The 25,828-nt window shown below is 71.1% G+C and carries 28 protein-coding genes and 1 pseudogene; 15 read left to right on the top strand and 14 right to left on the bottom strand.

From position 1 onward, the window contains the following. Positions 1–24 precede the first annotated feature (24 nt). Positions 25–1,623: a glycoside hydrolase family 13 protein gene (locus FK530_RS19400; protein WP_146488624.1), complete on the bottom strand. Its 1,599-nt coding sequence runs from the start codon at positions 1,621–1,623 to the stop codon at positions 25–27. A 10-nt stretch (positions 1,624–1,633) separates the two neighbouring features. Beyond that, on the bottom strand, positions 1,634–2,047 hold the full coding sequence (locus FK530_RS19395) for a globin (RefSeq protein ID WP_231706714.1): 414 nt from the start codon (positions 2,045–2,047) through the stop codon (positions 1,634–1,636). Between the two features lie 70 nt (positions 2,048–2,117). Between FK530_RS19395 and FK530_RS19390 the strand changes: the two genes are divergently transcribed. The 4 genes from FK530_RS19390 to FK530_RS19375 all read left to right on the top strand — a co-directional run bounded on the left by FK530_RS19390 (position 2,118) and on the right by FK530_RS19375 (position 5,469). Continuing rightward, the gene (locus FK530_RS19390) at positions 2,118–3,938 is read left to right on the top strand and encodes a sensor domain-containing diguanylate cyclase (protein ID WP_146488622.1); all 1,821 of its coding nucleotides are present in this window, start codon (positions 2,118–2,120) and stop codon (positions 3,936–3,938) included. A gap of 148 nt (positions 3,939–4,086) precedes the next feature. Further along, positions 4,087–4,677: an HNH endonuclease gene (locus FK530_RS19385; RefSeq protein ID WP_146488621.1), complete on the top strand. Its 591-nt coding sequence runs from the start codon at positions 4,087–4,089 to the stop codon at positions 4,675–4,677. 65 nt (positions 4,678–4,742) lie between these two features. Continuing rightward, on the top strand, positions 4,743–5,000 hold the full coding sequence (gene ctaJ / locus FK530_RS19380) for an aa3-type cytochrome oxidase subunit CtaJ (RefSeq protein WP_068526454.1): 258 nt from the start codon (positions 4,743–4,745) through the stop codon (positions 4,998–5,000). Next, complete coding sequence (locus FK530_RS19375) at positions 4,987–5,469, top strand: DUF5130 domain-containing protein (RefSeq protein WP_146488620.1); 483 nt, start codon at positions 4,987–4,989, stop codon at positions 5,467–5,469. Before ctaJ ends, FK530_RS19375 begins: the two co-directional genes overlap by 14 nt. 74 nt (positions 5,470–5,543) lie before the next feature. Here FK530_RS19375 and FK530_RS19370 read toward each other — a convergent pair whose 3' ends face one another. Both FK530_RS19370 and FK530_RS19365 read right to left on the bottom strand, forming a co-directional pair. Continuing rightward, positions 5,544–7,052, bottom strand: coding sequence for an MFS transporter (locus FK530_RS19370; RefSeq protein WP_146488619.1), 1,509 nt, complete (start codon positions 7,050–7,052; stop codon positions 5,544–5,546). Positions 7,053–7,144: 92 nt separating this feature from the next. Further along, on the bottom strand, positions 7,145–7,468 hold the full coding sequence (locus FK530_RS19365; RefSeq protein ID WP_146488618.1) for a YchJ family protein: 324 nt from the start codon (positions 7,466–7,468) through the stop codon (positions 7,145–7,147). 96 nt (positions 7,469–7,564) lie between these two features. On the opposite strand from FK530_RS19365, the gene FK530_RS19360 reads away from it, so the two are divergent. Next, the gene (locus tag FK530_RS19360; RefSeq protein WP_158645148.1) at positions 7,565–8,026 is read left to right on the top strand and encodes a nuclear transport factor 2 family protein; all 462 of its coding nucleotides are present in this window, start codon (positions 7,565–7,567) and stop codon (positions 8,024–8,026) included. 58 nt (positions 8,027–8,084) lie between these two features. Here the strand turns inward: FK530_RS19360 and pepN are convergent, their stop codons facing one another. Continuing rightward, positions 8,085–10,652, bottom strand: a complete 2,568-nt coding sequence (gene pepN, locus FK530_RS19355; protein ID WP_146488616.1) for an aminopeptidase N — start codon at positions 10,650–10,652, stop codon at positions 8,085–8,087. Positions 10,653–10,827: 175 nt separating this feature from the next. On the opposite strand from pepN, the gene FK530_RS19350 reads away from it, so the two are divergent. Beyond that, the gene (locus tag FK530_RS19350) at positions 10,828–11,457 is read left to right on the top strand and encodes a mycothiol-dependent nitroreductase Rv2466c family protein (protein WP_231706711.1); all 630 of its coding nucleotides are present in this window, start codon (positions 10,828–10,830) and stop codon (positions 11,455–11,457) included. A 271-nt stretch (positions 11,458–11,728) separates the two neighbouring features. On the opposite strand, the pseudogene FK530_RS26740 reads toward FK530_RS19350, so the two are convergent. Next, positions 11,729–12,685 (bottom strand): annotated as a pseudogene (locus tag FK530_RS26740) (M48 family metallopeptidase); the annotation flags it as partial. 470 nt (positions 12,686–13,155) lie between these two features. On the opposite strand from FK530_RS26740, the gene FK530_RS19340 reads away from it, so the two are divergent. From FK530_RS19340 to FK530_RS19315, 6 genes are all read left to right on the top strand, one after another. After that, a complete protein-coding gene (locus tag FK530_RS19340; protein WP_146488614.1) occupies positions 13,156–13,638 on the top strand; it encodes a ribose-5-phosphate isomerase in 483 nt (160 codons plus the stop codon). Positions 13,639–13,660: 22 nt separating this feature from the next. Continuing rightward, the gene (locus tag FK530_RS19335) at positions 13,661–14,464 is read left to right on the top strand and encodes an Fpg/Nei family DNA glycosylase (protein ID WP_146488613.1); all 804 of its coding nucleotides are present in this window, start codon (positions 13,661–13,663) and stop codon (positions 14,462–14,464) included. Positions 14,465–14,544: 80 nt separating this feature from the next. Beyond that, a complete protein-coding gene (locus tag FK530_RS19330) occupies positions 14,545–15,546 on the top strand; it encodes a PE-PPE domain-containing protein (RefSeq protein ID WP_146488612.1) in 1,002 nt (333 codons plus the stop codon). Between the two features lie 17 nt (positions 15,547–15,563). Then, the gene (locus FK530_RS19325; protein WP_146488611.1) at positions 15,564–15,839 is read left to right on the top strand and encodes a DUF3618 domain-containing protein; all 276 of its coding nucleotides are present in this window, start codon (positions 15,564–15,566) and stop codon (positions 15,837–15,839) included. Positions 15,840–15,844: 5 nt separating this feature from the next. Next, positions 15,845–16,231 carry a hypothetical protein gene (locus FK530_RS19320; protein ID WP_146488610.1) on the top strand — a complete coding sequence of 129 codons (387 nt, stop codon included), beginning with the start codon at positions 15,845–15,847 and terminating at the stop codon, positions 16,229–16,231. Positions 16,232–16,283: 52 nt separating this feature from the next. Continuing rightward, entirely contained in the window at positions 16,284–17,033 is a 750-nt protein-coding gene (locus FK530_RS19315) for a hypothetical protein (protein WP_146488609.1), read from the top strand. A 4-nt stretch (positions 17,034–17,037) separates the two neighbouring features. On the opposite strand, the gene metA is transcribed toward FK530_RS19315, so the two are convergent. From metA to FK530_RS19300, 3 genes are all read right to left on the bottom strand, one after another. Next, complete coding sequence (gene metA, locus FK530_RS19310; RefSeq protein WP_146488608.1) at positions 17,038–17,952, bottom strand: homoserine O-acetyltransferase MetA; 915 nt, start codon at positions 17,950–17,952, stop codon at positions 17,038–17,040. Positions 17,953–18,016: 64 nt separating this feature from the next. Further along, positions 18,017–18,685 (bottom strand): hypothetical protein, encoded by a 669-nt coding sequence (locus FK530_RS19305; RefSeq protein WP_146488607.1) that lies wholly within the window; start codon positions 18,683–18,685, stop codon positions 18,017–18,019. After that, the gene (locus FK530_RS19300; RefSeq protein ID WP_146488606.1) at positions 18,682–19,257 is read right to left on the bottom strand and encodes an HhH-GPD-type base excision DNA repair protein; all 576 of its coding nucleotides are present in this window, start codon (positions 19,255–19,257) and stop codon (positions 18,682–18,684) included. The genes FK530_RS19305 and FK530_RS19300 overlap by 4 nt, the downstream gene beginning before the upstream one ends. Before the next feature lie 100 nt (positions 19,258–19,357). On the opposite strand from FK530_RS19300, the gene FK530_RS19295 reads away from it, so the two are divergent. Continuing rightward, positions 19,358–20,149, top strand: a complete 792-nt coding sequence (locus FK530_RS19295) for a crotonase/enoyl-CoA hydratase family protein (RefSeq protein WP_146488605.1) — start codon at positions 19,358–19,360, stop codon at positions 20,147–20,149. A 210-nt stretch (positions 20,150–20,359) separates the two neighbouring features. On the opposite strand, the gene FK530_RS19290 is transcribed toward FK530_RS19295, so the two are convergent. Together FK530_RS19290 and FK530_RS19285 are read right to left on the bottom strand one after the other, a co-directional pair. After that, positions 20,360–21,028 (bottom strand): response regulator, encoded by a 669-nt coding sequence (locus tag FK530_RS19290; RefSeq protein ID WP_231706710.1) that lies wholly within the window; start codon positions 21,026–21,028, stop codon positions 20,360–20,362. Then, a complete protein-coding gene (locus FK530_RS19285; RefSeq protein WP_146488603.1) occupies positions 21,025–22,218 on the bottom strand; it encodes a sensor histidine kinase in 1,194 nt (397 codons plus the stop codon). Before FK530_RS19285 ends, FK530_RS19290 begins: the two co-directional genes overlap by 4 nt. A gap of 174 nt (positions 22,219–22,392) precedes the next feature. Between FK530_RS19285 and FK530_RS25935 the strand changes: the two genes are divergently transcribed. Then, positions 22,393–22,545 (top strand): hypothetical protein, encoded by a 153-nt coding sequence (locus tag FK530_RS25935; protein WP_158645147.1) that lies wholly within the window; start codon positions 22,393–22,395, stop codon positions 22,543–22,545. 287 nt (positions 22,546–22,832) lie between these two features. Here FK530_RS25935 and FK530_RS26735 read toward each other — a convergent pair whose 3' ends face one another. Continuing rightward, positions 22,833–23,042 (bottom strand): hypothetical protein, encoded by a 210-nt coding sequence (locus FK530_RS26735; RefSeq protein ID WP_231706709.1) that lies wholly within the window; start codon positions 23,040–23,042, stop codon positions 22,833–22,835. Between the two features lie 34 nt (positions 23,043–23,076). Next, positions 23,077–23,295 (bottom strand): hypothetical protein, encoded by a 219-nt coding sequence (locus FK530_RS26730; protein ID WP_231706715.1) that lies wholly within the window; start codon positions 23,293–23,295, stop codon positions 23,077–23,079. On the opposite strand from FK530_RS26730, the gene FK530_RS26725 reads away from it, so the two are divergent. After that, complete coding sequence (locus FK530_RS26725) at positions 23,225–24,103, top strand: cytochrome P450 (protein WP_231706713.1); 879 nt, start codon at positions 23,225–23,227, stop codon at positions 24,101–24,103. The two genes, FK530_RS26730 and FK530_RS26725, sit on opposite strands and share 71 nt — an antisense overlap. Before the next feature lie 16 nt (positions 24,104–24,119). Here FK530_RS26725 and FK530_RS19275 read toward each other — a convergent pair whose 3' ends face one another. Continuing rightward, a complete protein-coding gene (locus FK530_RS19275; RefSeq protein ID WP_146488602.1) occupies positions 24,120–25,820 on the bottom strand; it encodes a flavin monoamine oxidase family protein in 1,701 nt (566 codons plus the stop codon). Positions 25,821–25,828: the final 8 nt, after the last annotated feature.

Below are 25,828 nucleotides of genomic sequence, written 5' to 3'. Positions count from 1 at the left end.
TGACGGCGCGGCGCCGGCGGCGTATCAGGCCAGCCAGCAGGCCGCGTTCGGCGGCAGCAGGCCGTCGACCAGCGCGGCACTGGAGAGGATGACCTCGCCGCCCGGCAGCTCGACCGGGCCGTCCGAGGCGTTGAGCACGCACGTCAGGCGGCCGTCCGTCCGGCGGAAGGCGAGCGCGCCGGGGCGGGGCGCGCCGTACCACTCGATGGCGTCGCCCCGGAACTCCGGCCGCATCCGGCGCAGCTCGATGGCGGTGCGGTAGAGCGTCAGCGTCGAATCGAGGTCCTCGAGCTCGGCCTCCGCCGTGAGGGCCTTCCAGTCGTCCGGCATGGGGAGCCAGGTGTCGGCGTTCGTCGAGAAGCCGTACGGGGGCAGCGTTCCCTGCCAGGGCAGCGGCACCCGGCAGCCGTCGCGGCCGCGTTCGGTGTGCCCGGAGCGCTCCCAGGTCGGGTCCTGCAGCGCCTCGTCGGGCAGGTCGACGTTCGGCAGACCCAGCTCGGAGCCGTTGTACAGGAAGACGGTGCCGGGCAGCGCCAGCTCCACCAGGATCATCGCCCGTGCGCGGGCCGTCCCCAGCTCGCCGCCGCCGAAGCGCGTCACCTCGCGCGGAACGTCGTGGTTGGACAGGGTCCACGTCGGGATCCCGGTCACCGCTTCGACCGCGATCAGCGAGTTGTCGATCGCCTCGCGGATCTCGCGCGCGTCCCACTTCGCCTCGGCCAGCCGGAAGTTGAAGCCGAGGTGCAGTTCGTCGGGCCGGATGTACTCGGCGAACCGGTCGTTGTCCTTGACCCAGATCTCGCCGACCGTCACGCGACCGGGGAACTCGTCCACCACCCGGCGGATGCGCCGGTGGATCGCATGCACGCCGGGGTTGTTGAACCGCAGGTCGTTCTCGTCGTTGTCCATGATCTGGTTGTTCGCCAGATCCATGTCGGGCAGGCCCGGGGGCTTGGCCATGCCGTGCGCCACGTCGATGCGGAAGCCGTCCACGCCGCGGTCGAGCCAGAACCGGAGAGTCTGCGCCAGATCCTGGAAGACGTCCTCGTTCTGCCAGTTCAGGTCGGGCTGCTCGGGGGCGAAGATGTGCAGGTACCACTGGCCGGGCGTGCCGTCGGCCTCGGTGACCCGGTGCCATGCCGGCCCGCCGAAGATGCTGGGCCAGTTGTTCGGCGGCTCGTCGCCGTTCGGTCCCCGCCCGTCGCGGAAGACGTAGCGATCGCGCTCCGGGCTGCCCGGGCCCGCCGCCAGCGCTGCCTGGAACCACGGGTGCTGGTCCGACGTGTGGTTCGGCACCAGGTCCATGGTCACGCGGATGCGATGCGCGTGCGCGGCCGCGATCAGCTCGTCCATGTCTGCCAGGGTGCCGAACAGCGGGTCGATGTCGCGGGGATCGGAGACGTCGTAGCCGTGGTCCGCCATCGGGGAGCGCATCACGGGCGAGAGCCACAGCGCGTCGACCCCGAGCAGTTCCAGGTATCCCAACCGGTCGATCACACCGCGCAGGTCACCCACCCCGTCGCCGTTCGCGTCGGAGAACGAGCGGGGGTAGACCTGGTAGAAGATCGCGTCCTTCCACCACGGTGCCTCGGTGTAGTGGGGCGTACGGGCGGGTGGCGTCATCTCACTCCTGTCAAGCGCCCATGGGGGTGTTCACGAGCATCTGTGCGGCCATTTCACAGTAGGCCCTGAGCTGCGCTTTGTGGTCGGGGCTCATGCGCGCGTCGTCGATCGACGCGATGGCGACGTCCATGCACCGCAGCCACGCGTCGCGTTCGATCTCCGTGATCCGGAAGGGCACGTGCCGCATCCGCAGTCGCGGGTGTCCGCGCTGCTCGGAGTACGTGCGCGGGCCGCCCCAGTACTGCTCGAAGAACATCCGCAGCCGCACCTCCGCCGGGCCGAGATCCTCCTCCGGGTACAGCGGCCGCAGCAGCTCGTCGCGCGCGACCTCCTGGTAGAAGCGATGGATCAACTCCTCGAAGGTGTCCGCGCCGCCGACGGCGTCGTAGAAGCTCTGCTGGTCCGGCGTGCTCACGCCCTCCAGTCTCGCACGGCGCGTCGTGCGCCCCGTCCGAGGTTCGGCGTCGCGCCGGGCCCGCATTAGTGTCGTGGCCGTGAGCAGGGAGCCGAGCGAGCGCGCCGACGATGCCGAGGTCCGGTGTCTGCGCGAGCGCGTCGCCTCGCTGACCGCCGAACTCGAGGAGGCCCGTCGGACCCTGCCGATGTTCCGGGCGATCGCCGAGGCGGCGACCGACCTCATCTACGTCAAGGACCTCGCCGGACGGTACGTGTTCGTCAACGAGGCGGTCGCCCGGCTCTACGGGCTCCGGGTGAGCGACTTCCTCGGCAACGACGACCGGCAGATGTTCGACCCGGCCGCCGCCGCGCAGCTGCGGGAGACCGACCGGGCGATCATGCGCAGCGGGACCCCACAGGAGCTCGAGGAGTCGACGACCGTCGACGGGCTCGCCCGCACCTTCCTGTCCACGAAGTCCCCGTACCGCGACGCGGACGGCGAGGTCGTCGGTCTGATCGGGGTGTCCCGCGACATCACCGACACCCGCAGCACCGCCGAGCAGGTCGCCCACCTGCGGGCGCTGCAGGCCGCCGCGACCGCGGCGGCGACCGCGGACTCGGCCGACGTGGCCGATCTCACGACCTTCCGCACCTTCCAGGCGATCGCCGACGCGGCGCCCGACTCGGTCTACGTCAAGGACCGGCAGGGGCGGTTCATGTTCCTCAACCGCGCGGCGGTGCGGGTGCTCCAGGCGACCGAGCTGCCGATCGGAGAGGTCCTCGGGAGCACCGACGACGACTTCCTCGACGCGGGCGTCGCCGCCCGGATCATGGACACCGACCGCGAGGTCATGGCGACGGGCATCGCGCAGGAGGTCGACGAGGCGGCCGTCGTCGACGGCCGGCCGCGGACCGTCCGCTCCCTCAAGGCGCCGTACCGCGATGAATCGGGCCGCGTCATCGGTCTGGTCGGGATCTCGCGCGACGTCACGACCACCCGGCAGCTGGAGGCCCGGCTGCTGCGCGCCGAGGCGCGATGGCAGTTCGCGCTCGACACCGTCGGAGAGGGCATTTGGGACTGGGATCTCGCCTCGCGCGAGGTGTACTACTCGCCCCGCTGGAAGAGCATGCTCGGCTACTCGGCCGACGAGATCGGGGACACCACCCTGGAGTGGGAGCGGCGGGTGCACCCCGACGATCTGGAGTCCGCCCTCCGCGCGCTGAACCGGCACATGCGCGGTGAGACGGCGGAATACCACTGCGAGCACCGGATCCGCACCAGGTCGGGCGACTATCTGTGGGTGCGCGGCCGGGGCCGGGTCATCGAGCGCTCCGCGGACGGTGCGATCGTGCGGATCATCGGAAGCCAGACCGACGTCACCGCCGAGGTCAACGAGCGGCGCGCGCTGCAGGACGCGGCGCACGAGCTGGGGCGGCTCGCCGAGATCGACGAGCTGACGGGGATCGCGAACCGGCGCGGCTTCGGTCGCGCGCTCGAGGCGGCGCTGCGCGATGCGGCGGACACGGGGGACACGGTGCACCTCGCCCTCATCGACGTCGACGGCTTCAAGAGCTACAACGACACCCACGGACACGTCGGCGGGGACCACGTGCTCCGCGAGTTGGCGGCGGTCATCGCGCGCATCCCGGCTCGCCGCGGCGAGGTCGCCGCACGGTACGGCGGCGACGAACTCGCGCTGCTCCTCGTCGGCGACGTCGACCTCGCCGCGGTGCTCGACGCCGCCCGGCGCGACATCCTCGCGCTCGGTCTCGCACCGAACGGGCTGCCGGTCTCCGTCAGCATCGGCGGCGTCTCCGCGGCGGCCGCCACCACCGCCCCGGGACTGCTGCTGCACGAGGCGGACCGCCGCCTGTACCGGGCGAAGGCGGACGGCCGGAACCGGGTCGTAGCGGGGTAGGTCACCTCACGTTCACCCGCTATCCGCCGATTCGCCTCGGGAAATGCGCTGAAATCGGCGTGCGAATCGTCGGCCGTCGTGGTGCACTACTAGAGGCGATACGGACCTCGGCCGACCCCGGGCGGGTCCGCGACGGTGAGGAGTGTCGATGAAGCGAACGCACGCCGCGGGTGGCACCGCGACCACGGCGCTCGCCGACGACTCCCGTTCCGGCGGTGCGGTGTGGGGCAAGCGGCGCGTGCTGCTGCTCAACGCGACCTACGAGCCGCTGACCGCGATATCGATGCGCAGGGCGATAGTCCTGATGCTCAGGGATAGGGCCGACGTGGTCCACGACGATCCGAACGGTCCGCTGGTGCATTCAGCGGACCGTTCGCTGTCTGTGCCCTCGGTGATCCGGTTGCGGACCTATGTGCGGGTCCCGTACCGGGCGCAGGTGCCCATGACCCGCGCCGCGCTGATGCACCGGGACCGGTTCCGCTGCGGCTACTGCGGCGGCAAGGCGGACACCATCGATCACGTGCAGCCCCGGTCCCGCGGCGGCGGCCACGGGTGGGAGAACTGCGTCGCGTGCTGCGCCTCCTGCAACCATCGCAAGGCCGACCGTCTCCTGTCCGAAATCGGGTGGACGCTGCGCACCGAGCCCCGGGCGCCGCAGGGGCGGCACTGGCGGCTGCTGTCCACGCTCAAGGAGGTCGACCCGATGTGGAGTCGGTATCTCGACCTGGATGCGGCATAGGCTAAGTTGTTCACTGATCGACCAGCGCGTCTCGGACGTTGGCGCAGACAGGAAAGGGGCCCACAGTGAGCTTGCTCAACATCGTCGGCGGGATCACCGTCGTTGCGACGATCGTGATCGTCGTCCTGTGTGTCATCTCGATGGCCACCGGCCGCAACGAGAAGTACCAGCAGCCGGGCGAGTACAAGCTCGGTGAGCCGTGGACCCGCGAGCCCATGCTGTTCAGCGCGGTCGACGAGGCCCCGGTGGGCCCGCACGGCGCCCATCACGGCGACCATGACAACGAGAACCTGATCGGGGGTGCCGCTCGTGGCAAGTGGTGATCACACGCAGACCGTCGCCGTTCCGCAGGGCGAACTGCCCATCGGCACGGCCATCACGTCGAGCGGCCGGATCTCGGCCGCGCGCCAGGCGAGCGACAGCCCCGCGAATCCGCCCTTCTCGCGCGAGGAGCTCATCGGCCTCGACGAGGCCCTGATCCGTGCCACCCGCGACGCCGGCGCCCGGTTCTCGGTCTACATCGGCGACCTGGGCGACGACCCGCACGCCGGTGCCGAGGCCGTGCTCCGCCAGGCCCCCGAGCCCGAGTACGCGGCACTGATCGCGGTCTCGCCGAACTCCCGCGACATCGTGGTGCTCACCGGCAGTGGCGTCGCCGACCGCCTGGGCGACAAGGTCGCGCAGCTCGGCGTCACCGCCGCCATTCCGCCCTTCCAGGCCGGCGACCTGATCGACGGACTCATCGCAGCGCTGCGCGTCATGGCCTCGGCCGTGAAGCCGCCCACGGCGTAACTCCAGTCGAAGGAACGGCCCACCGGATTCCGAATCCGGTGGGCCGTTTCCGCGTTCGGGGGCGAGGGTGCGCGTCAGCGCTCGGCGGCCGCGAAACCGCGGGCCTCCTGGTACAGCTCGGTGGCCTCTTCCGGGGTGTCCACCTGGGGCGCGGAGCCGAGCAGGGGCTGGGTCGCGGTCTCCCGCATCGCAACGACGGCGATCAGACCGACGATGGCGCTGACGATCAGGTAGAAGCCCGGGACCAGGTCGTTCTCCGTGGCGTCGACGAGCGCTGACGTGATGAGCGGGGTCGTGCCGCCGAACGCCGAGACGGCCACGTTGAAGCCGAGCCCCAGCGCGCCGTAGCGGACGGCCGTCGGGAACAGGGCTGGCAGGGTCGAGGCCGTGGGCGCCGCGAAGCACGCGAGCACCGCGCCGAAGACGATGCACGCAACGACCGGGCCCCACAGCGAACCGTGGCTGAAGAGCCAGAACGCGGGCACCGCGACGACGATCTGCACGACGGCCGCGGTCGCGAAGACCGCCCTCCGGCCGACGATGTCGCTCACGTGCCCCATCAGCAGGATCAGGGCGACCACGACCAGCATCGCCAGGAGCACCAGCATGTCCGCGGTCAGCTGGCTGCGGTGCGCCACCTCGGTGAGGTAGGTCGGCAGGTACGCCGTGATCATGTAGTTGGTCACGTTGTACAGGATCACCAGGCCCATGCACACCAGCAGCGGGCGCCAGAGCTTCGTGATGATCATGAGGAGCTCGTGCTGGGGCTTCTCGACCGCCTTCAGCGCGCTCTCGTGCGCGTCCAGTTGCGCCTGGAAGGCGGGGGTGTCCTCGAGCTTGAGGCGCAGATACAGGCCGATCAGGCCCATCGGGCCCGCGATGAAGAACGGGATGCGCCAGCCCCAGGAGAGCATGTCCGCCTCGGAGAGCGTCGCATTGAGGACCGTGACCAGCAGCGAGGCGCAGGAGTACCCGATGAAGGTGCCGAAGTCGAGCCAGCTGCCGAGGAATCCGCGGCGCTTGTCGGGGGAGTACTCGGCGATGAAGGTGGTCGCGCCGCCGTACTCCCCGCCCGTGGAGAAGCCCTGAACGAGCCGGGCGCAGAGCAGCAGGATCGGCGCCCAGACGCCGATCGCGGCGTACGACGGGATCAGGCCCACGGCGAAGGTGCCGACCGACATCATGATCATGGTGGCCGCGAGCACCTTCTGCCGGCCGACGCGATCGCCCATCAGTCCGAAGACGATGCCGCCCAGCGGGCGGACGAAGAACGCGGCCGCGAAGGTGCCGAAGGTCGCGAGCAACTGGCCCGTGTGGGAGAGGCCCTCGAAGAACACCGTGCCCAGCGTCGTGGCGAGGTAGGCGTAGACGCCGAAGTCGAACCACTCCATCATGTTCCCGAGCGCCGCCGCGGTGATCGCCCGCTTGAGCATCGGCTGGTCGACGACGGTGATGGACTCCTCGGTGAGGGGCGGTTTGCGCCGGAAGAGCCCTGCGAGGGTGCGGCGGCGCGAGGACCGAACGTTCTCGGCACCCCAGCCGGCTATGTGCAGTTCGCCCGATTCCGTCCGCGTCCTGTCCATTTCTCCACGCTAACAAGATCCTCTAACTATGACGCGCGGGGTTCGGGAACGGCGGCTGGTATGCACCGGTATGCGGCGGTATCGCGCCGGGGTCAGTCGAAGTGCTCCCCGTCGACGTACCACCATCGACCGTCCTCGCGCACGAATCGGGACCGCTCGTGCAGCACGCCGAACTCGCCGTCGGCCAGGTAGGTGGCGCGGAACTCCACGACGCCCGTCCGGTCGGTCGCTCCGCCGGCGACGGTGTCGACGATCTGCAGGCCGCGCCAGCGCACGTCCTCGTCGAGATCGAGCTCCGCCGGGCGGGTGCTCGGGTGCCAGGACGCGAGCAACCACGCCGCGTCGCCGTCGCGGAAGGCGGCGAACCGGGAGCGCATCAAGGCCTCCGCGGTGTCGGGGATGTGGTGCTCGTCCATTCGTGCAGCGTACGGCGATGGCCGTCACGTTGTGCACGCGGCTCAGTCGTGTTCTGATCGAATCGAAGTATTGAAGTTTCAATGAATGGACACGGTATGAACCTCAACCGGACGATCCGCAACGCCGTCGCCGCGGTGCTCACGGTCGGCGCCCTGGTGCTCGGCGTCGCCGCGCAGGCGAGCGCCGCCCCGTCGACGCCGAAGGAGGTGGTCACCGCGTTCTACACCGAGGGCTTCGTGCAACGCGACATCGCCGGCGCGGCGCAGCGCTACATCGGCGACCACTACATCCAGCACAATCCGGGCGTCGCCGACGGCCGGGACGCATTCGTCGCCGTGCTCGGGCCGGTCGTGAAGGACCCGAAGTACAGCACGTCCATCGTGCGCGTCGTCGCGGACGGCGACGTCGTGGTCGTCTACGCGAAGTCGGTCTACGACGGCAAGGCGCAGGCGGTCGCCGACATCTTCCGCGTCGCGAACGGCAAGATCGTCGAGCACTGGGACGTGATCCAGGACGATCCCGGCAAGACCGTGAGCGGTCACCCGTTCATCAGCTGACCCGCACGACGACGCGGCCCCGGGATCGGATGATCCCGGGGCCGCGGTCGTTGCGCCGTCAGACCCGATCGAAGGCCCGCGCTGCGAGCGAGCGGACGATGCCGGCGCGTCCCTCGAGCACCAGGCGGCGCAGCGCCGACGGGTGCTCGCCCGCGAGCCACGCGTCCGCGGCGGCCACGGCCTCGTCGGAGATGTCCCACGACGGGTACAGGCCCACGACCACCGTCTGCGCGACCTCGGAGGAGCGGCGGCCCCACACCTCGTCGATCGCCGCGAAATAGCGCGCCGTGAACGGAGCCAGGAGCTCGCCCTGGCCCGGTGCGACGATGCCGGCCGCGATCGCACGGGTCAACGTGTTCGACAGCGAGTCGTCGCCGAAGACCTTCTCCCAGGCCTCCTCCTTGACCCGGACGTCCGGTCGCGCGGCCAGCGCGGCGGCCGCGGAACGCTCGCCGGCGGCGGTCGGGTCACGGAGTGCTTCGGCCTCGATCTCCTCGGCGCCGGCGGCACCGGCGCGCGCCAGGGCCGTCAGCAGGCGCCACCGCAGATCGGTGTCGACGGTCAGCCCGTCCAGCCCCACGGAGCCGGGCTCGGCACCGTCGTACAGTGCGCGCAGTGCCTCGACCTCGGCGCGGCCCAGGGCGGACGCCGCCAGGGCGTTGACGAACGCGAGCTGGAAGTCGGAGCCGGCCTCGGCCTCGCGGGCCAGCCGCAGCAGGCCGGAGGCGAGCCGCTCGCGGCCCTCCGCCGCGGCCCATGCCGGATCGGCGTAGGACTCGACGGCCGTCTGCGCCTGCAGCACGACGCGCTGCACCACGCCCACCTCGGTTTCGGCGCCGATGCCGCCCAGCACCAGCTCCACGAAGTCGCGGGCCCGCATCTCGGCCTGCCGTGTCATCTCCCACGCCGCCGACCACCCGAGGGTGCGGGGGAGCGACTCGGCGATGTCGGCGATCCGGCTCGTGACCGTCGCGAGCGAGACCGGGTCCAGCCGCACCGAGCAGTAGGTGAGGTCGTCGTCGTTGATGAGCACCAGCTCGCCGCGGTGCACGCCGACCAACTCCGGAACGTCGGTGCGCTCGCCGGCGACGTCGAGCTCAACGCGCTGCGTACGCACCAGCTTCCCGTCCTCGTCGGCGTAGACGCCCACGGCCAGGCGATGCGTGCGGAGCTCGCCCGCGCCGGGCTGCGCGCCCTCCTGGACGATGGTGAACCGGGTGAAGTTCCCTGCCTCGTCGACGTCGAAGTCGGGGCGCAGGATGTTGATGCCGGTGGTCTTGAGCCACTGCGCGCCCCAGTCCGACAGGTCGCGGCCCGACGAGGCCTCCAGCGCGCGCAGGAGGTCGTCGAAGGTGGCGTTACCGAACTTGTGCTCCACGAAGTACGTGCGCAGGCCCGCGAGGAAGGGTTCGAGGCCCACGTAGGCGACCAGCTGCTTGAGCACCGACGCGCCCTTGGCGTAGGTGATGCCGTCGAAGTTGACCTCCACGGCCTGCAGGTCGGGGATGTCGGCCGCGACGGGGTGCGTCGAGGGCAGTTGATCCTGGCGGTACGCCCACGACTTCTCGACGTTCGCGAAGGTGGTCCACGCGGCGGTGTACTCGGTGGCCTCGGCCTGGCTGAGGACGGAGGCGAAGGTCGCGAAGGACTCGTTCAGCCAGAGGTCGTCCCACCAACGCATGGTGACCAGATCGCCGAACCACATGTGCGCCATCTCGTGCAGCACCGTCTCGCAGCGGCGCTCGTACAGGTAGCGCGTGACCTTCGACCGGAAGACGTAGTCCTCCAGGAAGGTGACGGCGCCGGCGTTCTCCATGGCGCCGGCGTTGAACTCGGGGACGAACAGCTGGTCGTACTTGCCGAAGGCGTAGGGGATGCCGAAGTTCTTGTGGTAGAAGCCGAAACCCTGCTTGGTCTCGGTGAACAGGCGCTCGGCGTCCATGTACTCCGCGAGGCTCGCGCGGCAGAACAGGCGCAGGTCGATCGTGCCGTGCTCGTCCGTGTAGGCGTCGCTCCACACCGCGTACGGCCCGGCGATGAGCGCCACCAGGTAGGTCGACATCGGCTCGGTCGTGACGAAGGTCCAGCGGTGCGCACCGGTCGGCAGCGGCTCGCGCGTCGCCTCCGCGCCGCCCGTCACCACGGTCCAGGCCGACGGTGCCGTGACGCTCACGTCGAAGACGGCCTTGAGATCGGGCTGGTCGAAGCACGCGAACATGCGCTTGGCGTCGGCCGTCTCGAACTGGGAGTACAGGTACACCGCGGCGTCGGTCGGATCGACGAACCGGTGCAGTCCCTCGCCGGTGTTGGAGTAGAAGAACCGGCCGGAGACCACGAGCTCGTTCTCGGCGGCGAGGCCGTGCAGAGCGAGTCCGCCCTCCTCGGTGTAGCCGGAGGTGTCCACCGGACGGCCGTTGAGCGTGGCGGTGATGCCGCTGGCGATGAGGTCGATGAAGGTCTCCGCGCCCGGCGTCGCCGTGAAGGTGATCGTCGTGGTCGACCCGAAGGTCTTCTCGCCGGGGGCGTCCGCCCCGTCGGTGAGGTCGAGGTCGATGGCGTAGCGCGAGACGGCGACGATCGCGGCGCGCTCGGCGGCCTGGACCCGGGTGAGATTGGGCGCGGACAAAGGTGAGGCTCCTTCTTGGCTCGACGGACAGGGTGCCGGGCGGACCGGCTCGACCCGTCCCACAATGCCACCCGGCGGCGCGCCGTGCCCGCGCGGGAAGCAGATCGCCGTGCGCGGCGTTGCATCGAGGAGCAGGATCTACTTCGAACGCCCCGTCCCACGAGCAGGAGCCGCAGTGACCGATACCGCCCCGTCCACCGCCAAGGATCGCGTCGAATTCTGGTTCGACCCGCTGTGCCCGTGGTGTTGGATCACCTCGCGCTGGATCCTCGAGGTCGAGCAGGTGCGCGACATCGACGTGCAGTTCCACGTGATGAGCCTCGCCGTCCTCAACGAGGGCCGCGAGGACCTGCCCGAGATCTACCAGGAGCTGATGAAGACGGCGTGGGGGCCGGTGCGCGTGCTCATCGCCGCCGCGCAGCGCCACGGCGAGGAGGTACTGCCGAAGCTGTACACGGCCATGGGCACCCGGATCCACAACCAGCAGAACAAGGATCTCGCCGTGGTGATCGCCGAATCCCTCGCCGAGACCGGCCTGGAGTCGGACCTCGCCGCGGCGGCCAACAGCACCGACTTCGACGCTGCGCTGCGGGAGAGCCACCACGCCGGTATGGACAAGGTCGGTGATGACGTCGGCACCCCGACCATCCACGTCAACGGCACCGCGTTCTTCGGCCCCGTCCTCTCCCGCATCCCGCGCGGCGACGACGCCGGCCGGGTCTGGGACGGAGCGGTCCTGCTCGCGAGCTACCCGCACTTCTTCGAGCTCAAGCGCTCCCGCCACGAGGAGCCCACGTTCGACTGAGCCCCGAACAGCGAAGAACCCCGCCGATCGATCGGCGGGGTTCTTCGCTGCTCGGGGCTCAGGAGCCGGCGGGGCCGTTCGGCGGCGGCGTGCCCGGGTTGCCGGGACGGTCGTCGGCGCCCGGTTCCGTCTGCGACCCGGAGTCGTCCTGCGACTGCTGATGGCGTTGCGCGAAGTAACCGCCCTCCGGGTACGGCTGGGACTGGCCGCCCTGCGGGTGCTGCTGGCCCGGATAGGCCTGCTGAGTGGGCTGACCGGGCTGTGCAGGCGGGTACGCGGGCGAGGGGCCGTGGTGCACGAACCCGTGGGCGGCGGGAACCTGCGGTGCCGCGCCCGGCGCGGGGGCGAGCACCTCCTGCTGGGTGTACGTCGGGACCGGGCCGGCGGGCACGACCGCGCCGCCGCCGGTGCCGCGCAGAGGGCCGCTGGGCGCGAACCAGAGCGAGCCGGCCTTGGTGCGGTTGCGCAGCGCGGCCGCGCGCCAGGTGAGCACGGGGTGCGAGGCGGTGAGGTTCACCAGCCAGGTGAAGAAGCCCTTGTCGGTCGACGCGCGGTCGGCGAGCTGGTCGAAGTCGACCTCCTTGCCGAGGTACTTACCGGCGCCGAGGACGCCCATGCCTCCGGGGGTGCCCGCCGGCTGGTTGAAGTAGCCGTAGTTGTCCGCGGTGTACTCCTGCGAGCGGGACAGCGCCGCGCCGATCACCGGCAGATATCCCATCGCGAAGGAGCCGACCTGCCGCCAGTAGGAGACGTGGCCGGCGGCGATGTGCCCGACCTCGTGGCCGATGATGTACGCCAGCGCGTCGGGGTCGCGCGCCTCGCCGCCGATCTCGAACAGGTCGCTGTAGACCACCACGAAGCGGCGGAAGCCGTGACCGGAGGCGAAGGCGTTGATCTGCCCGTTGCCGATCACGACGAAGGCGTCGGGGACCTCGCGCATGCCGTACCGGGCGGCCGCCTCGCGCACCATGCGGTACCCCTCGGGGAACTGCGTCGGCGTCATCTGCACGCCCTGGACGCGGGGCGACGCCCAGGTCAGGCCTCGACCGAGCCAGAGGAGGATCGGCACCACCAGCGCCAGCAGCAGGTACTCGTTGACGACACCGAAGGCGGCCAGCAGGAGTGCGCCGCCGTAGATCAGGACGGTCACCAGGATGACGATCACGAGCAGCGGGATCTCCCAGGGATGACGCCGCGGCGCGCCCGCGTAGAGCGGGGGCTGCGCCACGGGTGGGACCGGGCCGCCCGGCCCGCCGGGGAACTGCCCACGGGGGAGGTGGGCGCCGTGGAAGTGGCCCGCGCCGACGTGCGGTCCGTCCGACGGCGCGCCCGGTACGCCCAGGCCCGCGGTGACCGACGGGTCGTGTGCGCCCAGCTCGGGCAGTGCGTGGTGCCCGCCCGAATGGTGTCGTTCGGTCGGGAAGTCCGCCGCGGGGATGGCTGAGGTCGCCGCGTCGGACGGCGCCGGAGACGCGGTCGCGGCCGGCTCCGGGCGCTGCACGACGGGGAAGAAGCCGGTGCTCGGCATCGACGTCTCGTCGGGTTCGGTGCTGAAGGCCCCGCTGCGGGCGGACGCAGAGGGGGAGGAGTCGCCCTGCGGCTCCCGGCCCGGTGTCTGCTCGGTGCTGTCATCCATGCCATCGAATGTAGGCTGTGCCGCCTTCGGATGCTCGCGCGACGCGTGTCAGACTTGTGTCCATGCGCGTTTACCTCGGCGGCGACCACGCCGGATTCGAACTGAAGTCCCAGATCATCGAGCACCTGACGGCGGGCGGCCACGAGGTCGTCGACTGCGGCGCCCACACCTACGACGCCCTCGACGACTACCCCGCGTTCTGCATCGACGCCGCCAAGCGGGTCGTCGCCGACCCGGGCAGCCTCGGCATCGTGCTCGGCGGCAGCGGCAACGGCGAGCAGATCGCGGCGAACAAGGTGCCCGGCGCCCGCTGCGCCCTCGCCTGGAGCGTCGAGACCGCACAGCTCGCGCGCCAGCACAACAACGCGCAGCTCATCGGCATCGGCGGCCGCATGCACAGCAAGGACGAGGCACTCGCGATCGTCGACGCCTTCCTGTCGACCCCGTGGTCGGACGAGGAGCGGCACCAGCGCCGCATCGACATCCTCGCGGAGTACGAGCGCACGGGCGTCGCACCCGCCGTCCCGGGCGCGCCCGAGGCCTGACCGGCCGGGCCACCCGCCGACGATGCCCGAGGGGCACACACTCCACCGGCTCGCCCTCGCCCACGACGCACTGTTCGCGGGCGAGGGCGTCCGCGTCTCCAGCCCGCAGGGACGGTTCGCGCCGGAGGCGAAGCGACTCGACGGGCGCGTCTTCGAGCGCGCCGATTCCTGGGGCAAGCACCTGTGGCACCGCTACTCCGGGGGCGCGATCGTCCACGTCCACCTCGGCCTGTACGGCGCCTTCACCGACTTCGACCTGCCCGACGGTGCGCCGCCCGCTCCGGTGGGGCAGGTCCGCATGCGGATCGTCGGGCCCCGTGGGGGCACCGACCTGCGCGGCCCCACCGCGTGCGAGCTCGTCACCGAGGAGCAGGTCGACGGGGTGCTCGCCCGCCTGGGGCCCGACCCGCTGCGGCCGGACTCCGATCCGGAGGACGCGCGACGGCGCATCGAGCGCTCCCGCCGACCGATCGGCGCGCTGCTCATGGACCAGAAGGTCATGGCGGGCGTCGGCAACGTCTACCGGGCCGAGGTGCTCTTCCGCGCCGGGATCGACCCGCACCGCGAGGGTCGCGAGATCTCCCGCGCCGAGTTCGACGAGATCTGGGCGGACCTGGTCGCGCTCATGCCGATCGGCGTCGCGCGAGGGCGCATGCACGTCGTGCGCCCCGAACACGACCACGGCGCACCGTCGTACGCCGAGGATCGGCCCCGGACCTACGTCTACCGGCGCACGGGTGATCCGTGCCGCGTATGCGGCACGCCGGTGCGGACCGAGGTGATGGAGGCGCGGAACCTGTACTGGTGTCCCACTTGTCAGAGCTGAGCCCTGTTAGCTCGGACACATCACCGGTTTCTTAACATGGATTTCAGCTGCCTCTCATCCGGGGACGCAAGGGTTGTTCCATGAACACGCTGACCGTCCACAGCAGGGCGGCCCGGCGACCGGCGGACGCCGGCCGGGCCCGGATCACCGTGCTCGCGGTCGGGGGCACGGGCGAATCCTGGATCGACGATCCCCGCACCGAGGTGACCGGCATGCTCAGTCATGTCGTGGCCGAACTCGACGACCGCTTCGCCGGGCGCTGGGTCGGCTATCCCGCGTCGTACGGCCCGGTTCCGGCCCGCGACGGCATCTCCTTCGCGGAATCCGTCTCCATCGGTGTCGAGCGACTGCTCACCGCGATGACGGAGGCCGACGGGCCGGTCGTCCTCATCGGCTACTCACAGGGGTGCACGGTCGTGCGCCGGGTGCTCGGCGCGATGGACTCTGTCGTCGGAGGGCCCGTGCTGGCGCATGTGCTCGCCGTCGGATTGATCTCGGATCCCGAGCGTCCGCACGGCACCGACCCGGCCCTGTGCGGCTCCGGCGTCGCCGGGGACGGCCCGTCGGTGCCCGCCGGGCTGCCGCTGCAGTGGATCTCGCACCCGCAGGACGTGATCTGCAACGCCAGCGTCGACTCCTTCGTCCGCGACATCGCCGACGCCACCGCCTACCTGGCGCTGCGCGACCTGGCGACCTGGGCGCCCCGCGCCGCCGGGGAGTACCTCGGGCACCGCTTCCAGAACGCCACCCGTACCGCCTTCGGAACCCGGCAGTGGCGGCGCGACGTCGACCGGCTCCGCACGGCCGGCCGGGAGATCCTCGGCTACCTGCCGCGCGTGCGCTACCGCGGCCGCGACTACAACCTGCGCGGTGACCGCCACACCGCCTACGCGACCGAGCCGCTCGCCCGGCTGCGACACGAGGACTACGAACTCACCGGCTGCCAGGTGCTGGCGCAATGGCTGCAGGTCCAGGCCACCTTCGCCCTGCCCGCGGAGCCGGATCGCGCCGCCCGGGCCCCGCAGAGCACTGCCGTCGCGGCCGCTGGTCTAGAGTCGGAGAAGTATTTGCAGGCCGGCTGACCCGGAGGTAGAGCGAAGTGGCACGTGACACCGAGAGCATCGAGCGCGACATCGAGCGCGCCCGGGAGCAGCTGGCGGCGACGCTGGACCAGCTGGGGGAGCGCGCGGATCCGCGCAAGCTCGCCGAGCAGGCGCAGCAGTCGGTGGTCGCCACCGTGACCAAGCCGCCGGTGCTGGCCGCAGCGGCGGGCATCGCGGTACTGGCGGCGCTCGTGGTGGGCGCGCGCTTCAAGCGGGCCCGCCGCGAGAAGCAGCTCATCCGCGCGATCGCCGAGGGCAAGATCTCGCTCTGACCCGCATGCATCGCACGAAGCAGGGCGGCGCCGGCATCGGCGCCGCCCTCGTCGTCTCCGCGGTCCTCTCCGCCGGCTGCGGGGGCCCCGCGCCGAGGCCGGTCGTGCTGCCCGCGACCTTCCCCGCGCAGCAGGTCCCGATCGTCGGCGAAGTCCGCAAGGCGGAGACCATCGAGGTCGGCCACACGATGTGGCGGGTCACCGTCGAGGGGCGCGACACGGTCGCGGCCGCCCGTGCACTGATCGCGGCCGGTCTGGTCCCCGTCGCGCCGGGCGTGCCGCTCGACGCCGGACGCGTCGGTGCCGTGTACCGCGGCAACGGCTTCACCGTCGGTATCTCGTCCGACGACGGCGACGTGACCTACGTCGTCACCCCGGCGTCCGGTGGTTGACGTCAGGGATTCTCCTGATTCCGGTATCGCGGATCGGCGCTACGCTGGATCCATGGAGTTTCCGAAAGCACTGCTCGCCCCCGCCCGTCTCGGGCTGGCTGCGGCGGGCCTGGGTCTCGCCGCCGCCGAGGCCTCCTTGGGCGTCGCGCGGGACGCCGTCGCGATGGCCGCGGACACGATCGATCCCGGCTCCGCCGGCGGCACCCGCCACGAGAACCTGATCACCGCCGCGCAGCGCGTCCCCCACATAGTGCACCGCGTCTCCGACCTGCTCAGTGACGACGGCGCCATCCACCGCGTCGTGGGGCCCGGCGGCGCGGCCGATCGGGTGGCGGACCTGTTCGACGAGGGCGGCCCCGTCGACCGGGTGATCCGGCCCGACGGTCCGCTCGACCGTGCCACCCGCGAGGGTGGCATCGTCGACGCCTTCACCGCGGAGGACGGTGTGGTGCAGAAGCTCGCCGAGGTGACCGAGGCGATGAACAAGCTCACGCCGACGATCGCCGCCATGGGTCAGCGCCTGGGCGACATCGAGAACGTGGTCGGCGCGGCGAATACCGTCGCCGAGCCGGTGACCGATCTGCTGTCCAGCCTGCCGAAGTTCGCCCTGCGCACCGCGAGCGAGGTCGCGAAGGCGGCGCAGCCCCGCCAGCCGCGCCCGGCGCGCGTCGTCGCAGCTCCGACGGTCGCGGTGCCGCCCGCGGTCGTCGCGCCCGCGGTGGTCGTCGCTCCGGTCGTCGAGGTCGAGGCCTCCGAGCCGTCCCGAGCGCCGGCGGCGGACGACGAGGACGCGCGGTACTGACCGGCTACGCGCCGCTCGGGTCGAACGGCGTCTCCTGGTACACGCAGTAGTTCAGCCAGTTGCTGTACAGCAGGTTGCCGTGGCCGCGCCACCGGTTGGCCGGAGGCGCGGTGGGATCGTCGCCGGGGAAGTAGTGCGCCGGCGGCGCGACGGGGAGTCCCTGCTCGCTGTCCCGCGCGTACTCGCGGGCCAGCGTGTCCGCGTCGTACTCCGGGTGGCCCGTCACGTAGACCTGGCGGCCGTCCCGGCTGGCGGCCAGGTAGACGCCGGCCTCCTCGCTGACGGCCAGCACGTCGACCCGGCCGGTCGATTCGATGTCCGCCGCGGCGACGTCGGTGTGCCGCGAATGCGGAGCGAGGAACTCGTCGTCGAAACCAGTGACGACCGGCGACCGCGCATCGGTGAGCCGGTGCGGGAAGACGCCGGAGAGTTTCTGCGGCAGTTCGTGTTTGCCGACGCCGTAGTGATGGTAGAGCGCGGCCTGCGCGCCCCAGCACACGTGCAGGGTCGATTGCACGTTGGACCGGGTCCAGTCCAGGATCCGGGTCATCTCGGGCCAGTAGTCGACGTCCTCGAAGTCGAGACGCTCGATCGGCGCACCGGTGATGATGAGGCCGTCGAAGTGCTGGTCGGCCACCTCGTCGAAGGTGGAGTAGAACGAGTCGAGATGCTCCGACGCGGTGGTCCGCGAGACGTGGCTCGCGACCCGCAGCAGGGTCGCCTCGATCTGCAGCGGGCTGTTGCTGAGCAGGCGCAGCAGCTGGGTCTCGGTGGTGACCTTCATCGGCATCAGGTTGAGGATGGCGATCCGCATGGGGCGGATGTCCTGATGTCCCGCTCGGTCGTCGGACATGACGAAGACCTGCTCCGCGGCCAGGACGGCCCTGGCGGGGAGGTCGTGGGGCATGGTGACGGGCACGCGACCAGCCTAGTTCAACGACGATCCGGGCTCGTCCGCCCGGCGGCGTCCTCGGGGCGGGCGGCTACGTGTAGGACTTCGCGCAGATCGTGTAGACGGGGTCGTCGAAGAAGTAGCTGCGGTCCCACTCGCCGGAGCACCGGCCGGAGTCCTTGAGTCCGCCGACCACGGAGACCACGGTGATCGTTCCCGGCGCGCCGCACTGTGCGGCCGCCTTGATCCAGGTCCCGGGCACGGGAGCGGTGTAGCAGTAGTTCACGTTGAGGTTCGGCGTGAGGCAGTACCAGCGTCCCCGCGCGATCGAGGTCTGCTCCGCGCGGCACTTCTCGCCGGCGGGCATCACCTGCGTCACCTTGTACGGCGATCCACCGTCGTCGCAGTTGCCCACCTTGGGCGCCTCGGGCACGTCGTAGAGGCAGTCGTTGATGCGGAAGACGGCGCCGGCCCCCGTTGTGGCCGAGGCGGTGTCCTTTCCCGGATCGGCGCCGTTCGAGTCGCTCAGGAGCGCGGCGACCACGATCGCGGCGATGAGGGCGACCACCGACGCGACGGCGACGAGAGCCACGATCACGTTGCGGCCCTTGTTCGGCTTCTGCGGAGGGGGCGGGGCCGCTCCGGGCACCGGGCCCGGCGCGGCGGGCCCCCGGGGCGGGGTGGGCAGCGGGATCGCCTGGGAATAGGCCTGACCCGGCTGATTCGGATTCTGACCGCCGTACGGACCCGGTCCGGTCATGCGCCCGCCTTCTTCCCGGCCGCCTTCATCTCCTTCTTGTAGGCGCGCACCTTCTGCAGGGACTCGCCGTCGACGACGTCCGCGACCGAGCGGAACCCGGCCTTGCCGTAGTCGCCGACCGCCGTCGCCCAGCCGCGCGGCTTCACACCGAGCTGCTTGCCGACGAGTGCGGCGAAGATCTTGGCCTTCTGCGCGCCGAATCCGGGCAGCGCCTCGATCCGCTTGACGAGATCGGCGCCGGACGACGCCTCGGTCCAGATCCGCTCGGCGTGCCCGTCGTACTCGTCGACGACGATCTGGGCGAGGGTCTGCAGGCGCGCCGCCATGGCACGGCCGTACCGGTGGATCGCGGGGGGAGTGGTGCAGAGTTCCTCGAACCGCACCGGATCCGCGACCGCGATGTCGCGCGGGTCGATACTGCCGAACCTGTCGAGGACCTTCCACGGACCCGCGAACGCACGTTCCATGGGGAACTGCTGATCGAGAAGCATGCCCGCGAGCAGCGCGAACGGATGCTCCGAGAGCACCGCGTCCGACTCGGGTTCCCCCGTGATGTGCAACGTGACCGCCATGAGCGTCACTTTACTTCAGCCGTGCCTTCCCATACGGGGACCGACGCGGCCGCTAGGGTTGCACGTGACGGCCAAGGCGAGGCGAAACGAGGAGAAGCGGATGTCGAACATCGACTACGAGGTGCGCGACGAGGTCGCCCACGTGCGGATCAATCGTCCTGAGAAGCACAACGGGCTCACCCTGGACATGATCGACGACCTCGCGAAAGCCGCCGACCGTGCGAAGAACGACCGCTCGCTCCGCGCGGTGATCCTGTCCGGCGAGGGCAGCTCGTTCAGCTCGGGTCTCGACTTCGCCTCGGCCGGCAAGGAGCAGCGCCGCCTGCTCATGAACTTCGTGCCCAAGCGCATCTCGGCGGCCAACAACTTCCAGGCCGCCGGTTGGGCGTGGCGCAGCGTGCCCGCGCCGGTGATCGCCGTGGTGCACGGCCACTGCTACGGCGGCGGCCTGCAGATCGCTCTGGGTGCCGATTTCCGCTACGCCTCGACTGAGGCGGATTTCTCCGTCCTCGAGGCCAAGTGGGGCCTCATCCCCGACATGTCGATCTCGGCGTCCATCGCCCAGCTCACCACCATCGACGTGGCCAAGCGCCTCACCATGACCGGGGAGATGTTCACCTCGAAGCAGGCCCTGGACTGGGGGCTGGTCACGGGGGTCTCCGCCGATCCGATGAAGGACGCGCTGGAACTGGTCGAGAAGCTCAAGGAGCGCTCGCCCGACGCGGTGGCCGCGTCGAAGGCGTTGTTCGAGAACACCTGGTACAGCGGCTCGCGCCTGTCCTTCCCGGTCGAGCAGGCCCTGCAGCTGGGGCTCATCCGCGGCAAGAACCACGTGATCGCCCGCACCGCGGCGGCGAACAAGGAGAAGCCGGTCTTCATCGAGCGCCAGTAACGCCCCTCCCGATCGAACACCGTTTCCGTCCAGTGCGACCTGCGGTTCCGCCGCACTGAACGGTGTCCACTTGCGCAGGGGGGCAGCCGCCCGGGCGGACGCAGCCGTGATCGAACGCGAAGACCTGGCCCCGCCCCTGCGGGCCGTCAGCCGCCCGGGCGGACGATGCCGTGATCGGGGGCGAAAACCTGGCCCCGCCCCTGCGGGCCGTCAGCCGCCCGGGCGGACGATGCCGTGATCGAACGCGAAGACTATCGCCTCCGCGCGGTTGCGCACGCCGAGCTTGGTGAAGATTGAGCCGATGTGGCTCTTCACGGTGACGATCGAGATCACGAGCTCGGCCGCGATGTCGTCGTTCGACAACCCGCGCCCCACGAGCGCGAGCACGTCCACCTCCCGGGAGGTCAGCCGCGCCTGTTCGCCCGACGCTGCCGCGACCGCCGGTACGGCGGTCCGGTAGGTCTCGAGTACGCGGCCGGTGACGGCGGGGTCGAGGACCGCTTCCCCGGCCGCGACGAGGCGCACGGCGCGGATGAGCTCCTCCGCGGGTGAGTCCTTGAGGACGAAGCCGGACGCTCCCGCTCGGAGAGCCTCGGACAGCAGGTCGTCGTCGCGGAACGTGGTGAGCACGAGCACCGGCGGGGCGTCGGCGGTTGCGGTGAGTCGCCGCGTGGCCTCCATCCCGCTGACCCGCTTCATCCGCAGGTCCATCAGCACGACGTCGGGGGCGGTCTCCGCGACGGCGGTGGGTACCTCGTCGCCGTCGGCGCACTCGCCGACCACCTCGAATCCGTCGCGGAGGCGCAGGATCCGGCGCAGCCCCAGGCGCACCAGGTCCTGATCGTCGACGAGCAGCAGGCGGATCGGTCGATCGGTCACGGGCGGTCTCCTCGGATCGAATCGGCCGGACGGGATCCGGTCCCGGCGGGAAGCGTCGCTGCGACGAGCCATGTCCCGTCGACCGGTCCGGCCGCGAGGGTGCCGCCCGCGCTCTCCACACGGGCCCGCATGCCCTCCAGGCCGGAACCGCCGGGGGCGCGCCGCGCGCCGTCGGGCACAGGGCACGCGACCCGGACGCCGAGCCGTCCGTCCGGGTCGGGGCCGACGCGGACGGACACGTGCGCACCCGGCGCGTGTTTGACGGCGTTGGCGAGGGCCTCCTGCACGACCCGGAACGCGGCGAGGCCGGCACCCGCGGTGAGCCCGCTCGACGGTGACCGGTGCTCCAACCCGACCGCGAGCCCGGCGCGCTCGAACGAGGCGACCAGCTCGGGGATGTCGTCGAGGCCGGGCTGCGCCGCGTCGGCGCTGTCGGACCGGAGCAGCTCGATGGTGGTGCGGATGTCCTTCATCGCGACTCGGCCCTGGGTCTCGGCGTCGCGCAGAGCGTCCACGGCCTCGTCCCGGTCGTCGCCGGATTCGAGTGCCCGACGGGCCGCCGTGACGTTGAGCAGCACGACGGCGAGGGAATGTGCGACCACGTCGTGCACGTCGCCGGCGATGGCCGCCCGATCGAGCGCCGATCGCGTGGCCTGGGCTCGACGTTCGGCGCGCAGGAGGAGGAGCTGGTTCTGCATCAACTGACCGACGGCCGCACCGAAGGCGACGGTGAGGGCGATCATCCAGGCCTGGTGGATGGCGCCGAGCGCCCCGGCCGTCACGACCACGGCCTCGTACGCCAGGAGGTGCACGGCTGTCACCCGGATCGGTGTCACGGCCGCGACCTGGGTGATGGCGACCACCAGGATCAGGGGGACCACATCGAGGGTCGTGGGTACCGACCAGAAGAGGGCGGCCGAGACGAGGGTGGCGACGGAGTGCGCGGTGAGGGAGAGGTGGTCGGTGCGCACGAGCGTGGCGACCGAGTGGGTCAGCGAGAGCACGGCCGCCACGGCCAGGAACACCCATTGGAGGCCCTCCGGCCTCGCCAGGACGCGCGGCAGGATCGCCTCGACCACGAGCGCGAGCATCGCCGCCTCGGTGATCATCATGTAGTACGGCGGGTATTCGTAACCGATCGCGGCGAAGGCGCGCGCGTACCGCGCCTCCAACCACCGCAGCCAGCGCATGAGCCCGATCGTAGTCCCGCCGGGATGTGGGGTCCTCCACCCGTGGGCGGAGGCCGGTGCCCGCCCCCGGGCGAACCCGAATCCCGTCCTGGGCACGCTGACCTGCGCGGTCTGTCTTCGTAGCGTCGACAGTGACTCGGAACACACACCGGGCGTCGGGAGAAGGAGAAGGCCATGATCACCGTTCTCGTCATCGCAGCGTTCGTCGTCGGCATCGTGTGGCTCACGCACGACAGCGACGGCCTCGACTTCGCCGCGCGCGACATCCACCGCGCGATGGCCGAGCGCGACCACCGGACCGGGCCGCTCGGCACCGTCGTTCCCTGACGATCCGCTGCACCGCCCGCACGTCGTGCCCGACGTGCACAATCGACGTAGGAGGACGATATGACCACGATCACACGCACCGTCCGATCCGGCATCGGCAGTGGGCTCGGCGGCACCGTCGCGCGCACCCTCTCGATCCCGGAACCCGCTTGGCACCTCCGCGATCCCGCCCGCGAAGGCATCAGCGGCGGGACCTCCGACCAAGCGGGCCCGGTCGACGAGGCGGGCGCGGCCGACCTGTGCTCCGCGCCCGCGCTCCCGATGGGGCCGCTGCGTGCGTCACTGAGTTACACGCTGCGCGAGGGCGACGTGATCTTCCGCGCGGTGGACCGGTACGGCGACGTCTTCCGATCCGAGTTCGCGGGCGGCCCGGGGCGGATCGTCATGGTGTCCAATCCCGCGCACATCGCCTCGCTGATGTCACGGCCCGACGGTGCGCCGTCGGCGACCCGGTTCTCGCCGCTGCGTCCCATCGTGGGGCCGGACTCGGTGCTCACGGCGGTCGGCCCGCGGCACAAGCAGCAGCGGGGCCTACTGCTGCCGCAGTTCCACGGGCGCGCGGTGATCGAGTATCACCAGCGCATCGACGCGGCCACCGCGCGCCGGATCGACGAGTGGACGCCGGGGGGAGCCGGTGGCGCTGGCCGACATCGGGCAGCAGATCACGCTCGACGTGATCATGTCGGCGGTCTTCGGCATCGACGACGAATCCGGCGCGACTCGGGCCGAAAGCGCGGTGCGGTCGTCCATGATCCGACTGCTGCACCTGTCGACGCACCCGCTCGCGACCGTGGTGCAACTGGTGAACGCGCGCAGCCGAGAGCCGCGCGGAGTCCTGAAGATGGTGCTCCGCCCCCTGGACGCGGCGATCTACGCCGTGATCGCCGAGCGGCGTCGCGAGGGCGCCGACGGTCCGGACGGCGGGGGCCGCTCCGACATCCTGACGGTGCTCATGGCGGCGCGCGGGGACGACGGTGCGCCCCTGGGCGACAGCGAGATCCGGGACGAGCTGCTCACCCTCGTGCTCGCGGGGCACGAGACGACGTCGAACTCGGTGGCCTGGACCTTCGAGCGTCTCACCCGGAACCCCGAGGTGTACCGCCGCGCGGTCCTCGCCGCGCGCGAGGACGACGAGGCCTATCTCGAGGCGCTGATCAACGAGTCGATGCGCAGTCGCCCGGTGGTGCCCGTGGTCGCGCGGGAGCTGCTGTCGGACTGGCAGTTCGGGCCCTACATCGTCGATCGCGGCGTGATCGCGCTGATCTCGATCCTGCTGCTGCACCACCGGGAGGAGCTGTACCCGCGGCCGTACGCCTTCGATCCCGAGCGGTTCCTCGGCGTCAAGCCCTCGCCGCAGAAGCTGATGCCCTTCGGCGGTGGCAACCGCCGCTGCCTCGGCGCCGGGCTGGCGATGGCGGAGCTGCGGGTGGTGGTCACCCAGATCCTCAAGCGCGTGGACCTCGCGATGACCGACGCGCCCGCGGAACAGCCGAAGCACCGCAACGTCACCATGATCCCGGGGGCCGGCGGCCTGGTGACCGCACTCGCCCGCGATTGAGCGTGGCGGGCGAGGGCTAGGCCCGCGTTCCCCGCTCGTCGCCGAGCCGGATCGGGGCGATGTCGGCGAAGACGTCGCCCGGTCCGGGATTGGTCGACGGCGCGCTCCCGCCCAGGTGGTGCACAACGCCCCAGACCGCGTTCAGCGCGGTCTGCAGGGCGCCCTCGGCCCACCCGGCGGTCCACGAGATGTCGTCGCCGGCGAGGAAGAAGCCGCGGTGTCGCGGATCGAGCTTCTCCTGCATGAAGTGGGTGTAGAGCCGCTCCTGGTACCGGTAGTGCCCCGGCAGGTTCGCCTTGAAGGCGCCCATGAAGTACCGCTCCGTCTCCCACGAGACCGTCTTCGGGGTGGCGATGATGTGGCTGCGGATGTCCACGCCCGGGTAGATCTCGCCGAGCGACTTGAGCATCAGGTCCAGCCGCGCGTTCACGTCCAGCGGCAGCACCTTCAGCGAGTCGTCGGACCAGGTGTACGACAAGCAGATCACGCCGGGACGATCCGGCCCGTGGTCGAGCAGATAGGTGCCGCGGCTCATCCGGTCGGTGAGCGTCATCGACATCGTGTCGCGGCCCGTCGCCGGATCGACGTCGCGCCAGAACGGGCGGTCGACGAGGGCGAAGACTTTCGAGCTGCCCATGTAGTGGGTGCGCTCCACCGCGGTCCAGTGATCGATGGGGAGCAGGTCGTCGTCGCAGTCGATGGTGTTGAGCAGCATCCACGCCTGGCCCGTGAAGATCGCGGCCGGGTAGGTGCGGGTCTCGCCACCCGCGTCGACGAGGGTGTAGCGCGGCGCGCCACCGGGCCCGGCCGTTCGGCGGATCTCCGTCACGGCGGGCCGGTGTGCGCCGCCGTTGAGGTCCCGCACGGACCGCGCTCCGTCGAACGTGTCCTCCCAGAGGTGCTTCGGCAGCCGGTCGGCGCCGCCGACGATGGCGCGGTGGTGGTCGTCGGCGGCGGTGCAGGTGACGCGGAGGATTTCCAGCATCGAGTTGGGGTAGTCGGTGTCCCAGCCGCCGGTGCCGAATCCGACCTGTCCGAACAGTTCCCGGTGCCGGAACGAACGGAAGTGCTTCGACGCGGTGAGGAAGCCGTAGAAGGTCTGGTCGTCGAGTTCCTCGACCAACCGCGACCACACGGCCCGGATGCGGCCGGCATCGCGGGCGCGGATCGCGTCCTGGAGCTCGGCGGCGTCGGCGTAGTCGGCGAGCGTGGCGTCCCAGGCGCGGGCGACCTCGGCGAACTCCGGCGGCAGGTCGGCGGCGGTGCGTGCGTAGTGGCTGCGGCCCTTGAGGTCGATGACGGTGCTGGGCGTGGCCTCCGCCAGCGGGTTCGGGAAGTCCTCCGTCCGCAGCCCGGCGAGGTCCAGGTAGTGCTGCAGGGTCGTCGACGAGGGCGGGAAGCGCATGGCGCCCATCTCCGCCACGAGGTCGTCGTCGTAGCCCTCGAAGCGCTCGCTGCGCATCCGCCCGCCGATCCGGTCTGCCTCGTACACCACGGGTTTCAGGCCGATCCGGGCCAGCTCGTAGGCGGCGGTGAGGCCGGCGAGGCCCGCGCCGATCACCGCGACCTCGGTGCCGCGCACGGCCTCGGGGACGGTGCCGAGCCCGTCGGGGTGGGTGACCCAGTCGTCGTAGGCGAACGGGAAGTCCGGGCCGAACATGGTCAGCGGCGCGTCCGATCCGGACGGGCCGTGGGCGGGCATGGCGGGTTGGGTCATGCGGGCTC

Source organism: Tsukamurella conjunctivitidis, assembly GCF_007858475.1.
Taxonomy (GTDB): Bacteria; Actinomycetota; Actinomycetes; order Mycobacteriales; family Mycobacteriaceae; genus Tsukamurella; species Tsukamurella conjunctivitidis.
This window is presented reverse-complemented; position numbering and strand designations above follow the sequence as displayed.